General features: G+C 36.1%; 15 protein-coding genes. 6 read left to right on the top strand and 9 right to left on the bottom strand.

Annotated features, from left to right (window positions below; translation table 11 throughout):
- Nucleotides 1-141: 141 nt before the first annotated feature.
- Both MYP_RS21685 and MYP_RS21680 read right to left on the bottom strand, forming a co-directional pair.
- Nucleotides 142-1,017, bottom strand: a complete 876-nt coding sequence (locus MYP_RS21685) for a pirin family protein (protein ID WP_045468267.1) — start codon at nucleotides 1,015-1,017, stop codon at nucleotides 142-144.
- 11 nt (nucleotides 1,018-1,028) lie between these two features.
- Nucleotides 1,029-1,907: a pirin family protein gene (locus tag MYP_RS21680; RefSeq protein ID WP_045468264.1), complete on the bottom strand. Its 879-nt coding sequence runs from the start codon at nucleotides 1,905-1,907 to the stop codon at nucleotides 1,029-1,031.
- A 250-nt stretch (nucleotides 1,908-2,157) separates the two neighbouring features.
- Between MYP_RS21680 and MYP_RS21675 the strand changes: the two genes are divergently transcribed.
- Nucleotides 2,158-2,844, top strand: a complete 687-nt coding sequence (locus MYP_RS21675) for a DsbA family oxidoreductase (protein WP_045468261.1) — start codon at nucleotides 2,158-2,160, stop codon at nucleotides 2,842-2,844.
- Between the two features lie 48 nt (nucleotides 2,845-2,892).
- Here the strand turns inward: MYP_RS21675 and MYP_RS26240 are convergent, their stop codons facing one another.
- The 7 genes from MYP_RS26240 to MYP_RS21645 all read right to left on the bottom strand — a co-directional run bounded on the left by MYP_RS26240 (nucleotide 2,893) and on the right by MYP_RS21645 (nucleotide 9,776).
- A complete protein-coding gene (locus tag MYP_RS26240) occupies nucleotides 2,893-3,069 on the bottom strand; it encodes a hypothetical protein (RefSeq protein ID WP_156140784.1) in 177 nt (58 codons plus the stop codon).
- Nucleotides 3,070-3,606: 537 nt separating this feature from the next.
- The gene (locus MYP_RS21670; RefSeq protein WP_045468257.1) at nucleotides 3,607-4,941 is read right to left on the bottom strand and encodes a DUF58 domain-containing protein; all 1,335 of its coding nucleotides are present in this window, start codon (nucleotides 4,939-4,941) and stop codon (nucleotides 3,607-3,609) included.
- Nucleotides 4,942-5,919 (bottom strand): AAA family ATPase, encoded by a 978-nt coding sequence (locus MYP_RS21665; protein ID WP_045468254.1) that lies wholly within the window; start codon nucleotides 5,917-5,919, stop codon nucleotides 4,942-4,944.
- A 1-nt stretch (nucleotide 5,920) separates the two neighbouring features.
- A complete protein-coding gene (locus MYP_RS21660) occupies nucleotides 5,921-7,135 on the bottom strand; it encodes a DUF4350 domain-containing protein (protein WP_045468251.1) in 1,215 nt (404 codons plus the stop codon).
- Nucleotides 7,132-7,854, bottom strand: coding sequence for a hypothetical protein (locus MYP_RS25510; protein ID WP_052430425.1), 723 nt, complete (start codon nucleotides 7,852-7,854; stop codon nucleotides 7,132-7,134). The genes MYP_RS21660 and MYP_RS25510 overlap by 4 nt, the downstream gene beginning before the upstream one ends.
- On the bottom strand, nucleotides 7,838-8,821 hold the full coding sequence (locus MYP_RS21650; RefSeq protein WP_045468249.1) for a hypothetical protein: 984 nt from the start codon (nucleotides 8,819-8,821) through the stop codon (nucleotides 7,838-7,840). The genes MYP_RS25510 and MYP_RS21650 overlap by 17 nt, the downstream gene beginning before the upstream one ends.
- Complete coding sequence (locus tag MYP_RS21645) at nucleotides 8,805-9,776, bottom strand: stage II sporulation protein M (RefSeq protein ID WP_045468246.1); 972 nt, start codon at nucleotides 9,774-9,776, stop codon at nucleotides 8,805-8,807. Before MYP_RS21645 ends, MYP_RS21650 begins: the two co-directional genes overlap by 17 nt.
- A 44-nt stretch (nucleotides 9,777-9,820) precedes the next feature.
- Between MYP_RS21645 and MYP_RS21640 the strand changes: the two genes are divergently transcribed.
- The 5 genes from MYP_RS21640 to MYP_RS21620 are packed head-to-tail and all read left to right on the top strand — an operon-like array spanning nucleotide 9,821 to nucleotide 13,036.
- Nucleotides 9,821-10,528, top strand: a complete 708-nt coding sequence (locus tag MYP_RS21640) for an RDD family protein (protein ID WP_045468243.1) — start codon at nucleotides 9,821-9,823, stop codon at nucleotides 10,526-10,528.
- Nucleotides 10,529-10,533: 5 nt separating this feature from the next.
- Nucleotides 10,534-10,779 (top strand): cytochrome b5 domain-containing protein, encoded by a 246-nt coding sequence (locus MYP_RS21635; protein ID WP_045468240.1) that lies wholly within the window; start codon nucleotides 10,534-10,536, stop codon nucleotides 10,777-10,779.
- Nucleotides 10,780-10,817: 38 nt separating this feature from the next.
- On the top strand, nucleotides 10,818-11,681 hold the full coding sequence (locus MYP_RS21630; RefSeq protein ID WP_045468237.1) for a BadF/BadG/BcrA/BcrD ATPase family protein: 864 nt from the start codon (nucleotides 10,818-10,820) through the stop codon (nucleotides 11,679-11,681).
- Nucleotides 11,668-12,477, top strand: coding sequence for an N-acetylmuramic acid 6-phosphate etherase (gene murQ / locus MYP_RS21625; RefSeq protein WP_045468234.1), 810 nt, complete (start codon nucleotides 11,668-11,670; stop codon nucleotides 12,475-12,477). Before MYP_RS21630 ends, murQ begins: the two co-directional genes overlap by 14 nt.
- Entirely contained in the window at nucleotides 12,470-13,036 is a 567-nt protein-coding gene (locus tag MYP_RS21620) for a hypothetical protein (RefSeq protein WP_045468231.1), read from the top strand. The genes murQ and MYP_RS21620 overlap by 8 nt, the downstream gene beginning before the upstream one ends.
- Nucleotides 13,037-13,076 lie beyond the last annotated feature (40 nt).

Genomic DNA, 13,076 nt, shown 5'->3' with positions numbered 1-13,076 from the left:
GTAGACACGTTTCGATTTAACATCGGGATGGCCGCTTGGACGTGAGGGCTTGGACAGCAAAAGAAATGAGCAACAGCAAGACAATTCATTAAAAAAGCTACAACCTGTTGCTCTTTCTCACACCCTTGCTCTTTTAAGCACTTACCTCACCGGCAACGGCACAAAATCCGTCTCCCCCTTAATCTTAGGAAACCTCATCTCTTTCCAATCTTCCTTGGCCCTTTCTATAGTGTCTTTGTCCGAAGCTACAAAATTCCAGTAGATAAATCTTTCTTCATCAAAAGGCTCTCCACCAAAAATATATATAGTGGTATTTTCACCCATTTCAAATTCACAAAGTGAAGCATCTTTAGCAACCAGAATTTGCTTTGGCCCGAAGTTATTGCCTTCGCTGCTTACACTTCCTTCAAGTATATACATCGCACTTTCTCCAAAAAGCACGTTACCTATGGATAATTTTGCCCCTGATACCGTCGTCTTTAGCTCCAAAAGATAAAGTGGACTATAAACAGGCACCGGCGATTTCTTACCAAAGACTTCTCCCGCTATTAGTTTGAAATGAACACCATCTTTATTCCATTCAGGAATTCCGGATTCTTCTACATGCACAAACGAAGGTTCATCCTTTTCATGAGCTTTTGGCAAAGCAACCCAGATCTGCAATCCATGCAAAACTTTATCTGAACCTCTTAAATATTCAGGAGTTCTTTCGGAATGCACTATCCCCTTTCCTGCTGTCATCCAGTTGACTGCGCCTGGTTTTATTTCCATTTCCACTCCAAGACTATCTCTATGCATGATGCTTCCTTCGAAAAGATATGTCAACGTAGAAAGCCCTATATGCGGATGAGGGGGCACATCAATATTTTCTGTTTCACTCATTTTTGCAGGTCCCATATGATCAATGAATATGAAGGGACCAACCATCCTTTTTTCTCTGAATGGTAGTAAACGTCCGACCATAAATTTTCCTATGTGTGTCGGACGTTCTTCTATAATAAGTTTAATATTGGACATAGTCAGGAATCTTAGTCTTCCAAATATCCGAATTTTCCACTATTTACATCTTCAAAAGCCTGCATTATTTCTGCTCTGGTATTCATCACAAATGGACCATGAGCATAGATAGGCTCATTGATTGGCTTACCACTTAAAACCAAAACTATTGAATCTTCAAGAGCCTCAATAGTGAAGTCATCGGCGTTGTTTTCAAAAAGTACAAGGTGATCAGTAGGAACACTTTCTTTATCATTCACCTTAACACTTCCCTCAATTACCAGTACCACAGTATTATAATCAGAAGGAAATGAAAACGAAGCCTTGCCACCCTTATTAAGTTTAGCATTTTGCAGATGAACAGGTGTAAAGGTAGACGCAGAACCTTTGACTCCCTGATATTCTCCTGCAATTACTTCAATCATCCCGGCATTATCAGGGAGCTTCACCTTAGCTATATCCGCATTGGTAATAGCCTGATACTTCGGTCTAGACATCTTATCCTTTGCAGGAAGATTCACCCAAAGCTGTACCATCTGAAAATCACCACCAGTTTTACTGAAGTTTTCTTCATGATATTCTTTATGCAATACACCAGAAGCTGCTGTCATCCATTGTACATCACCTTCTCCTATAATACCTTTATTTCCGGAACTGTCATGATGCGCTACTTTGCCTTTATATGCTATAGTTACAGTTTCAAACCCTCTGTGCGGGTGAACGCCCACTCCTTTAGGTTTTGGTGTCGGAGGAAAATAAAACTTAGAATTATAATCCATCATAATAAATGGATCCATTCTTTGCATGTCCAGACGGAATCTGCTTGGAATGAAATTATGTACCCTGAAACCATCTCCTACCATATGTGGTACGTTTGGAGATGCTACAATTTCTATATTTCTCATTGCCATAACTTTAATTGTTATTTATGATGTAAAACTAGTTTGTTTGATTTTATTAAACATTGATCTAAGGCAATATTATACATTGATCTAAGACAATAAAAAGCCTCAATACACCTCTTCAACAAAATTGAGTTCCCTTAAAATAAATCTTTTATAAAATCCTTTTAAAAGTCGCTAAACAGTGGTTATTTGTTATTTAAATAATCATGGGAACTATTCTGTCTCCTACTTATCTTTAATAGAATAAACTGTTTTTATGAAACCAAAAATAAAAATTGCCATTGCATCTGATGTAGTATGTCCATGGTGCTATATCGGAAAAAGAAGAATCGAAAAAGCGATGGACCACCTTAAAAATGAATATGAATTTGATATTCATTACTTGCCTTTTGAATTAAATCCAGGGACACCCAAAGAAGGCTATAACCAGAAAGAATACCTTTCAAACAAATTTGGCGGAGAAGAAAGATACGAGCAAATCACAAGCAATGTAACCAGTGTTGCGGCACAAGATGGTCTGAAGTTTGATTTCAGTAAACAACTCAGATCTCCTAATACTTTAGATTCTCATAGAATCATCTGGTTTGCCGATAAAACAGGTAAACAAAAAGCGACTGTAGAAGCTTTCTTTAAAGCCTATTTTGAAGATGGAGTTGATCTGACCAAAAAGGAAAATCTTATCTCTGTCGCGGCCTCAGCTGGTCTTGAAGCTGAAAAAGTAAAAGCTCTTTTAGAATCTGACGAAGGCCTGGATGAAGTAAAAGAATCTGAACGATTTATTCAAGGTGCCGGAGTTTCAGGAGTTCCTTTTTATATAATCAATGATAAATATGGCATCTCCGGAGCACAGCCTGCTGATGTTTTTGTGAAAGCATTAAAAGATATTGCCGGAGAGACTCCTCTTCAGGGAGAGTCATGTGATGCGGATGGAAAAAATTGTTAGATAAATAATAAAGCACCGAAATCGGGGCTTTATTATTTAAAACTTATTTTAGAAAATCCGATCGTACTTCTTAGATTTTTTTGTTGTCTCAAAACGTACCAAGCCTATGCCATGCTTATAGTATCTTTTATGGATACCCATATGTATACTTATATTACTCACAGTATTTTCATCAAAGGCATATACATCTTTAAGAATTTTTCCGTTAACTTCCAGGGTGTCCATCTTTCTATAAAAGAAATGGTGACCAGGACTCTCAAACAACAAGCAAGTACTATCATCCAATTTCGATACTGCAGTGTACAAAATGTCATTATCCGGCTGAATAGGGTATCCGACAACCTTCAGTACATTTACGTAAAGTCTGCTACACTTACTTACATCATAAACATTTATCTCTTCGATAAACTCTCTTTCTCGAATAATGTATACCAGTGTATCACCAGCACTCCCTCTAAATCTTAGTGTATCATTTATAACATAAGGAAGCCAATCCTGCTCTTCCTTACTTATATCAGTGCAGGAAATCGCTCACAACAACATCTGGTCATGGTGGTCAATATGAACAAAAGGTAAAGCGATAATTTTAATGGTTTCATAGTTTAAAAATCAAGTCTAAAGTTATTGTAAAAAATAAAATACGAAGCATGTGCATTTAACGACATTTTCATTATATAACTATTTGCAAAAATAACTTTATAACTAAACTAAGTCATTCCAAAATGACTTACTATCCATATAATATTTGGCTAAGATTATTCATTAAATTAAATTCCTCGACTTCAACTCCAGATATTTATTAATTGTATTTACAGTCAGTGCTTCAGGACTTGTATAAATTGTATAGATACCATACTTCTGGAACTCAATAGTGATCTGCCTTTTCTCATACAAAAACTTCTCAGCAATTGTCTTTGTATAGATCTCTTCAAGAGATGCCGAATTTGTTGCATTAACAACCTTACTTAATTCTGTATTCTCAAAAAATATTACTACCACAAGATGTCTGGATGAAAGCTTCTTCAAATATGAAAGCTGCCTCCTTGCAGAAGTAATGCCTTCAAAATTTGTATAAATCATCAAAAGACTTCTCCTTGATATCTTTCTGCTGAGATAGACATAAAGCGATGCAAAGTCATGTTCCGGGTAGGCTGTCTTTTCTTTATACAGTGTCTCTGATATTGTATTTAACTGAGTGGACACCCTGTCCGCTTTAACAAAAGCTGTTACTTTATTAGAAAAGATGGCCAGGCCAGCCTTGTCATCCTTCTTCATTGCAATATTAGACATTACAAGACTGCTATTGATAGAATAGTCAAGCAGTGTCATTCCGTTGAAAGGCATCTTCATTGTCCTTCCTTTGTCAATGATACTGTATATATCCTGTGCCTTTTCGTCTTGATACTGATTAACCATAAGATGCCCTTTTCTTGCTGTAGCCCTCCAATTAATGCTTCTGATATCATCTCCGAGACTATAGTCCCTTATCTGTTCAAACTCAAGATTGTGCCCTAGTTTCCTGAGCTTTTTTATTCCCTGATCTCTGAGTTTATCTGTAAAGGCGAGCAATTCATATTTGTGCATCTGAAGAAAAGAAGGATAAACCTTTACATTAAGCGCACCATCGAACATATACTTTCTTTTGATCAGTCTGAAAGGAGACTGAGCATAAATGTTTAAAGATCCGAAATTATACTCTCCTCTTTTTACAGGCCTTAAAGAATAGCTAATTTCCTTATCATGTCCTGACTTTAGAGTTTCATGAATTTCAAAATCTCTTTTCTGAAACTGAAAAGGAATTTCATCAATGATTGTTGTTTTTATTGTAAAAGGATATTTGTTCTTTATTTTTATTACTATCTGATTTTCGTCTCCATTTGAAAATCTTTCTGAACATATTCTTCCAGCCTCTATCCCTGCTTTCATCCTGTATAAGATTGCTATGTCAATACTCAGAATTATCAGCAAACAAACTAATGTGAACGATGCCGGCAGCAATAGAAATGGAAAGAAGAATGCCAGTATATAGAATACTACATTGCTTCCAATGAGGAAAAAAAATAATAAATTAAAATAAAGAGACTTCAATAATTTCATCTATCTAGGTACTTCAATCTTTTTTATAATTTGTTTCAGTACATCACTGACTGTAACACCTTCCATCTCTTTTTCAGCAGTAACAACTACCCTGTGCTCAAGCACTGGAGAGGTTACTTCCTGAATATCTTCCGGTGTTACAAAATCCCTGCCTCTGATCGCCGCTATAGCTTTAGATGCTCTTAATATTGCAACAGATGCTCTTGGAGATGCTCCTAAATATAGCGATGCATTGTTTCTTGTTTCCTGTATAATCGAAGTAATATAGCGGATAAGATGGTCTTCAACGTGTACTTTATGAACAGCTTCTCTTATCTCCTTTATTTCCAATTTGGATAAAACAGCTGTAACCTTTGACAAGTCTGATCTGCTGCCATTTTGGTGGGCATCTTTTAGTATTAAGAATTCTTCATCAGCCTGAGGGTATCTGACGACGATCTTAAACAGGAAACGGTCCAGTTGTGCTTCGGGAAGCTTATATGTACCTTCCTGGTCTATGGGATTCTGTGTTGCAAGAATCATAAATGGAGGATCCATCAGATATGTATTGCCATCTACAGTGATTTGCCTTTCTTCCATCACCTCAAATAATGCTGCCTGAGTTTTTGCAGGAGCTCTGTTGATTTCATCAATCAATACTATATTGGAAAATATAGGTCCTTTCTTAAAATCAAATTCTGTAGTTTTCTGATTAAATACAGAAACACCTGTTACATCTGAAGGCATTAAATCAGGAGTGAATTGTATCCTGCTGAAGTCCGCTGATATTGTTCTTGCAAGGACTTTTGAAGTTAGAGTTTTTGCCACACCAGGGACTCCTTCTATCAAGACATGTCCATCAGCGAGGATAGATGCCAAAAGAAGCTCAACCATTGTTTCCTGACCTACTATCACTTTCCTTACTTCATCCTTTATCTTTGCAATTGAACTGGCAACTACGCTAAGATCTATTTTATTCTCAAACATTTCGTTTTGCATATTATCTGCAATTTTTTAAAAAGTCTTCTATCAGGTTATTTAATTTTATCAGATCTTCTCCACTCAGAGAAGATTTACTTTTTATTGTATCAATATAATTCAGCAAATGATTAACCTTTACTTCTTCCATACCGGATTTTGCGATCAGCCTTTTTTTAAAATCTGGATCAGATACTTGTATGTAATAGTGATTTTTGATGTGATCAAAGAAATAAACAATCTTCTTACTAGCAATATTCTTATGGTTACCTTTTGAAAAATAGAGATTACTGATTGTTCTAATAAACTCAAGTGAATTATTTGTTACAGGTTCAATAATAGGAATGATCCGCTGTTTTCTCTTTCCTTCAAACATTATAAAGAGAACAGCAGCAAGCGTGGTCAGATAAAGGCTATAACGCAGAGCATTATTCCCAAGAACAAACCTTAAAGGATTAGTTGACACCACTACTTCACCATGATAATAAATGTCCCATAAGATAGTTTTGTCTGGCTGAAAGAAATTAAAGCTCTTTTCAATAAATGACTTTCCTGAAGGGCGAGTGAAATAATAGTTGGTATAAGCAAGCGGAAATGAAGAAAGGAAAAGCCTCCCATTTCCAATACGCTTATATATTATAACCGGATCCCCTTTAGAAGTAGCGGCCAACACTCTGTTTTCAGGATATTTATTTAAACTGTCAAATACTGAGGAAAGATGATTGTTTTCAAATTTGTATGTGTTTGGCTTCTCAGAGTATGGAGCTACAAAAGCAACTTCAATAGTATCAGGAGCTTTTTTGAATAATGAATCACTGCTTATATGAAGATCTCTGAAAAGTTTTGAACCAGCATAAAAACCTAAGGAATCTTCTACCTCATTTGAAAAATAGGATGCTGCAATAAATACATCATTACCTTTGTTTAGAATATCCTTTAGTGCAACAATATCCTCCGTTGAAGGATTAAACTGATCGCCTATAATAATATAATTAAAGGTTGAATCAGCAAATTCCTTTTCTGTTTCATAGATAGTCTTTCTGGAGGTAGTAATCTTTGAATTTTTAAAATACCCTGGTAATAATTTAAACAAACCATAAGACCCAAAAGGACTTTTCTTTTCCACAGAATAATTATGAGACCAGTCAATAGGTTCAGGCTGGTTGTATTCCACAATGACCAGCAGAATAAACAATGACAGTAGACCTAATCCATACTTCACCTCTTTCTTCTTCATCTTACCAGCCTCCTGTCAAAGTTTCTGAAGCCTTCACTCAGTTTTTCAAATAACTGCTTATCGGGAATATATTCTCCATACCAGATTCTTTCAAAAAAACCTGCATTTTCATTAAACGCTTCAGCATACTCCCTTTTCTTCAGTTCTCTGGAATAATCTCTGTTTGTTTTATCAGGTGCCCATTGAATCAACTGTAGATTATTCAGATTACTCAGGTTTGAAAGAAACAAATATCTGACTGCTAATCTGTAATCTTCATCTTTAATGGCCCTTTCTATAGCTTCATCAAGATCAGATTCTTTAATATCCTCTTCAGTAAATATAGGATTTTGTTTAACCGAATCTTTACTGTTATAGAACAGCCATCCCTTTTCTGCCTTCATCACCTTTATCAGAAACCATAGGAAAATAGCAATAGCTACAGCATAGATGACATATTCTATCCATTTAGTATTTACCATTTTAAAATCCCAGTCAAATAAGGTTTTGAGAAAAGAGCCAATGATTTTTCCCAACCAATCATAAAAAGCATCTTCCTGAGGATGGTAGTTATATTCAGACTCTGATATCAGTTCATTCCAGTCCTGTGTATCAAAGTGCCTGTGATTAAGCTGTAAGGCAATGGTATCCGTTTGACCAAAGCAATCAGAGCAGATGAGCACAGGCAAAAAGAAAACAAATAAAACTGATAAAATATGAATCTTAATATTCTTCGGCATTTCTGGATTCTGCTGATACGGTTCCAAAAGAATCGATTCTTTCCAATAAGCCTGAGGCATCTTTTTCTTCTACTAAACTGAAATAATGAAAATTAATACCGATCAGAAGAATTGAGGATACTACATAAGACCCAACCATAAAGAGTACAGAAAAAACTGTTGTCACAATTTGAAAGACTGCGGGGGCTTGTTCAGCGCCATCGTTTGAAAAGGCCTTTCCAATTCCCAGGGTAACATACATTGGCAAAGAAAACACCATAGAGATTCCTATGCAGATAAATGACATGGCTAAAACTATTCCGAAAGTTCTCCACCATCTTCCCGATATCAAGCTAAACGCCCGACCAACTCCTGACCAGAAACCTTTTTGTTCGAACACACAAACACTCATCAGTATGGAAAGAGTTACCGCTACATAGAAAAAAGGGGCCATAGTTAAAAGGCTTGAGAGGAATCCTAAAATAACTGCCATGATACCACCTCCAATGAAAAACCCCATAAGGCCTCCCAGCAAGGCTACCAGAAAAAACAGTCCGCTGATTATACTAAAGGTTAAAGCGATTAGAAAAACAGACCCTAGGAATACCTTAAATGCCAGAAATAATCGCTTTTTTACCCCTTTCCAGATCTCCCCTAAAGAGACATCTCCATCATTTATGTAAATATGTATATATGTATAAATCGTAACAAAAAACACCATAGAGCCCGCGATTAACAATAAATACATCAAGATAAATTGTATACTCATTCTACGTATAAGGATATCAGGAGTACTTTCAATTGTTGGGGTCTTGATTATAAATAAAAAATAAAGCCCAAAAGCAATTCCACCCAGAAGGATAAATGGACCAGAAATAAAGAAGATTGCCCTTAGTAAGGGTTTTATGTTCTCCCTCAGAAATAGAAAAGTATCGTTAACAATATTACCTATATCTCTTTTTTGACGAAAATTAATTTTTTGTTGCATGTTTAAATTGATTGTTTATGATTATAGGATAAAAAATAAAATAATAAATGATAAACGCAGCTGAAGCAAGAATAATAAAAAGTTTTATGAGATCATGCATTTCTGTATGTCTTGTAACAAAGCCTTCTAAAAAACCCGCGATAATAAATAAAGGAATTAGCCCTATACTGATCTTTGCACCTTCTCTTGCACCTCTTAGTAATGATTCTCCTCTTGAATAAGTGCCAGGAAACAAAAGTGAATTACCAAGCACCAACCCTGCTCCTCCTGCAATTACTATAGAAGAAATTTCTATTGTCCCATGAATCCAGATGGATAGTACGGAATGGAGTAATAAATCATACTTGTAAAAAAATGTCTGAAAAGACCCAAGCATAATCCCATTAGTAAACAAGAAGTAAACAGTTCCTAAGGCATATGCGACACCGGCTGCGAAAGTCATCAATGCTACCTTTATATTATTAAAAGTAATAAAAAGAAACATGCTGGTTTCACCTTCCCCTTTATAGACAGCCATGGGATCTCCCCTTTCTATATTGCTTATGGTCATATTGACGTAACTATCCCCTAGAATAATTCTTACAAATGAGTCATCATAATAAGCTGATATCACACCAATCGCAATAGAGATTGAAAAGATAACAAGAGAAGCAAGAAGGGCATTTCTGTTTTTATAGATAGTTAAAGGAAGCTCAGTCTTCCAGAATGTGAAGAACCTTCCACTTCTTTCTTTTTTATTCTTATAAATATTTCCATGAACTCTTAGCGTGAGATCGTTAAGGTAAATAGTTATCTTACTTGAAGGATAATTGGTTTGTGCATAAGAAAGGTCGTCAGTAAGTTCTATAAATAATTCTGATAACTTGTCAGGATCGCCTGTAAATCTTTCTCCCAGAAGGTTTTCAAAACTTTTCCACTTCTCCGAATTTTGCTTTATAAAAGCCGCTTCCCTCATAAAAAATAAGTATATTTCATAAAATTTATAAATTTTCTGCTGAGATGCAAACGATTAGGATTCAAACCCCGCAAAATGTAGTTATAGAATACGAAATTGCATCCATTTGGGATAGAATTGTCGCAAATTTCCGGGATTATCTTATCATCTTTTCATACATTATCCTTTTAGTTTCAATTGTAGCATATTATGATATTAATAATCCTATGCTATTTATTTTTTTTGCTGTTCCTCCCTTTTTATATCAGCTACTGTTTGAATCATTTATGAATGGTCAGTCACCGGGGATGAAAAGCAGAGGTTTAAAAGTCATTAGAATTGATGGCAAAGAATGTAATTTTTTGGATTACTTTTTAAGATGGGTACTCAGACCTATTGATGTAATTATGTTTTATGGAGGCATTGCAATGGTTACAATTGCCATGACTAAAAAAGGACAGAGGCTTGGGGATCTTCTAGCAGGAACAACTATAATTAAACTGAAAAAACAAAACAATCTTGATAACACTCTTTTTGTGAATTCTGAAAATAATTATGTACCTGTATTTTCAGGTGTTGACAAGCTGAATGACCGTGATATGGAAATTATCAAAGAGGCTATTAAAGTTTATGAGACAACCGGAAACATGATACCTGCCGGGGAGCTTTCGAAGAAGATAAAAACAGCACTCAATATTCAAACACAAATGGACCCGATAGTGTTATTGAGAACTGTTCTTAAAGATTACTATAAAACTACCTCAGCTTTTTAGTCTTTATGAATTCATCTGATTACCCGACTTTTACAAGTTCGCAGCTTGCCTTGAGAAACGGAGTGGATAAAGAAGAGATCTGGTGCGCCTACAATGGCCTTATTTACGAATTGAATAAGTCAAGGCTTTGGAGAGGCGGTAAACATTATGAACATTGGGCAGGACAGGATTTAACAGAAGAAATGAAAGACGCTCCTCATAATGAGAATGTTTTTGATAAATTTAAAATTGTAGGTATATTGAAGCCCTGATAATTTGTATAAATTCCCATTAAATAAAAAAATAAACGATGATAGTAATTGCAGACAGCGGTTCAACCAAAACAAACTGGGTTATTGTCGAAAAAGACAATAGCAGGTCTACAGCAAAAACTGTTGGATTCAATCCGTATTATCAAAGCACTGATGATATTTATCAGACTTTGATAAATGACCTGATTCCACAGTTAGGTTCCAAAAAAATTGAAAAAATATTCTTCTACGGAGCAGGATGCGAAGCTTTGGAACAAAGAGAACAAGTTGCCGTTGCAATTCGTAAAGCATTTCCTCAAACGGAAGTAATGGTTGATCATGACCTTCTTGCTGCTGCAAAAGCTGCCCTCGGAGATACTCCTGGTATTGCCTGTATCTCAGGAACCGGCTCTAACACTTGCCTTTATGATGGAAAAGATGTTGTTAAAAACATACACAGCCTAGGTCTTTTTCTTGGTGATGAAGGTAGTGGCGGATACCTGGGCAGAATGGTTGTCAGAGAATATATCAGAGAAGCAATGCCTGCTCATATCACAAAGAAGTTTGAAGAATTTACCCCAGACAGGCAGGCAGACATTTTGGACAAAGTTTATACAAAACCTTTTCCTAATAGATATCTGGCTTCCTTCGCTAGATTTGTTGCCGAAAATCAAAAAGATCCATACTTATTTAACCTGGCCTACCAAAACTTTGAGTTGATGTTTGACAGATCAATTTTAAGATATGAAGGAGCTAAAACCCTTCCTGTTAATTTCGTGGGTTCTATTGCTCACTATCTGAGCGATGTACTATATAAAGTAGCAGCAGATAAAGGCGTAAAAATTGGAAATATAGTAGGTGACCCAATGGAATCTCTTACAGACTATCATTACAAAAAAGAATACGTGCATGCGCATCACTGAGACATCCTCAAGGTTTAACGACCTTGAAAAAATGTCTGTTGGTGAACTTCTTAGAAACATAAATAAAGAAGATATAACTGTTCCGATTGCCGTTGAAAAGGCAATCCCTCAAATTGAAAAGCTTGTCTCTGCAATCGTTGAAAAAATGAAAGCCGGAGGCAGGCTTTTTTACATAGGAGCAGGCACCAGCGGAAGACTTGGTGTTTTGGATGCATCAGAGTGCCCTCCATCTTTCGGAGTTCCGGAAGACTGGGTAACAGGACTTATTGCAGGGGGGGATATTGCTTTGCGGAAAGCAGTAGAGTTTGCCGAAGACGACGAACAACAGGCATGGATTGACCTGCAGACTTATAATGTTACTTCTGAAGATGTAGTAATAGGAATAGCTGCATCCGGAACCACACCTTATGTTGTGGGAGGCGTTAAAACTGCACGCGACAATAATATGATAACAGGATGCATTACGTGCAATCCTGATTCACCGCTTGCAAAACAAGTCCATTTTCCTGTAGAAGTAATTACAGGCCCTGAATTTGTTACCGGAAGCACCAGAATGAAAGCGGGAACCGCGCAAAAACTTGTTCTTAACATGATCAGCACATCAGTAATGATCCAGCTCGGAAGAGTTAAAGGAAACAAAATGGTGGATATGCAGCTTAGTAATGAAAAACTCATCGAAAGAGGAATTAAAATGATCGCTGATGAGTTAAAGATTGAAACAGAAAAAGCTGCACGCCTACTGAAAGAGCAGGGAAGCGTGAGAAAAGCGATAGACTGGTACAGGAAACATGCATGAGATAGAACCATTTTATAACTGGGAAAACTACTACAACCCTGCAGATGACGAGCGATCTCCTTTCCACGGAGTAGAATACAATATGCAAGGATATACCAATAACATCTATGGATACTTTATTCATCCGTTATGGGATTACATAGGTTCAGACACACTTTATATAAAAATCCTTTTTATTAGTTATGAAAAGGGTATTGCAATCCTTGAAATGTTCGGAGAATGGAACGATACTCTGCACAATGACATCATGCATTTTAAACGCAATGTTATTGATCATCTGCTAGGGGAAGGAATAACTCAGTTTATTCTTTTAGGAGAAAATATACTTAATTTTCATGGTTCAGATGATTGCTACTATGAGGAATGGTTTGAGGATGTGGAAGATGGATGGATTGCAGCAGTAAACTTCAGAGATTTTGTTCTTGATGAATGGAAAAAATTCCAGCTTGACTACTATATCAACTTTGGAGGCACTCTGGAAATTATTAACTGGAGAACAATGCCACCACTTCAGTTTTATGAAACTGTAAAGAAAAATATCACACTAAGACTTTCGTAAAAGTCCATAAAAAAACCTGAGAAAATTCTCAGGTTTTTTT

This window comes from Sporocytophaga myxococcoides (assembly GCF_000775915.1).
GTDB lineage: Bacteria > Bacteroidota > Bacteroidia > Cytophagales > Cytophagaceae > Sporocytophaga > Sporocytophaga myxococcoides_A.
This window is presented reverse-complemented; position numbering and strand designations above follow the sequence as displayed.

Coding starts and splice junctions, on each gene's coding strand:
- MYP_RS21675 (WP_045468261.1), top strand. CDS start 2,158: ATGAAACCAAAAATAAAAATTGCCATTGCATCTGATGTAGTATGTCCA.
- MYP_RS21660 (WP_045468251.1), bottom strand. CDS start 7,135: ATGAAGAAGAAAGAGGTGAAGTATGGATTAGGTCTACTGTCATTGTTT.
- murQ (WP_045468234.1), top strand. CDS start 11,668: ATGCGCATCACTGAGACATCCTCAAGGTTTAACGACCTTGAAAAAATG.
- MYP_RS21620 (WP_045468231.1), top strand. CDS start 12,470: ATGCATGAGATAGAACCATTTTATAACTGGGAAAACTACTACAACCCT.
- MYP_RS21640 (WP_045468243.1), top strand. CDS start 9,821: ATGCAAACGATTAGGATTCAAACCCCGCAAAATGTAGTTATAGAATAC.
- MYP_RS21635 (WP_045468240.1), top strand. CDS start 10,534: ATGAATTCATCTGATTACCCGACTTTTACAAGTTCGCAGCTTGCCTTG.
- MYP_RS21630 (WP_045468237.1), top strand. CDS start 10,818: ATGATAGTAATTGCAGACAGCGGTTCAACCAAAACAAACTGGGTTATT.
- MYP_RS21650 (WP_045468249.1), bottom strand. CDS start 8,821: ATGCAACAAAAAATTAATTTTCGTCAAAAAAGAGATATAGGTAATATT.
- MYP_RS26240 (WP_156140784.1), bottom strand. CDS start 3,069: ATGGACACCCTGGAAGTTAACGGAAAAATTCTTAAAGATGTATATGCC.
- MYP_RS21680 (WP_045468264.1), bottom strand. CDS start 1,907: ATGGCAATGAGAAATATAGAAATTGTAGCATCTCCAAACGTACCACAT.
- MYP_RS21685 (WP_045468267.1), bottom strand. CDS start 1,017: ATGTCCAATATTAAACTTATTATAGAAGAACGTCCGACACACATAGGA.
- MYP_RS25510 (WP_052430425.1), bottom strand. CDS start 7,854: ATGCCGAAGAATATTAAGATTCATATTTTATCAGTTTTATTTGTTTTC.
- MYP_RS21665 (WP_045468254.1), bottom strand. CDS start 5,919: ATGCAAAACGAAATGTTTGAGAATAAAATAGATCTTAGCGTAGTTGCC.
- MYP_RS21670 (WP_045468257.1), bottom strand. CDS start 4,941: ATGAAATTATTGAAGTCTCTTTATTTTAATTTATTATTTTTTTTCCTC.
- MYP_RS21645 (WP_045468246.1), bottom strand. CDS start 9,776: ATGAGGGAAGCGGCTTTTATAAAGCAAAATTCGGAGAAGTGGAAAAGT.